This window comes from Bacillus sp. AC266, assembly GCF_979253805.1.
Map to the genome: position 1 here is coordinate 1 of NZ_CEEDEC010000084.1, position 229 is coordinate 229.

At 38.9% G+C, this 229-nt stretch carries 1 protein-coding gene; it reads right to left on the reverse strand.

What is annotated here, in order from left to right; genetic code table 11:
* Positions 1-229, reverse strand: a 229-nt coding sequence (locus AC0IXC_RS29445) for an aminotransferase class I/II-fold pyridoxal phosphate-dependent enzyme (protein WP_471653737.1), incomplete at both ends; no start/stop codon positions are given.

Genomic DNA, 229 nt, shown 5'->3' on the forward strand with positions numbered 1-229 from the left:
ATTGCTTCATCTCGCATGTCTTTCGTATGAGCTGCTGTTGGCATATTACGAACGCGTCCCATTCCTTTTGCTACGGTTGGGAATACGATAGATTTTGCGTATACGCCTTCTTCATGTAGACGTTTACTAAATTCTTGTGTTAATACTTCATCACCAATAATACAAGGCGTAATTGGTGTCTCACTTTCTCCACTGTTAAAGCCAAGTTCTTTTAACCCTTGTTTTAAAT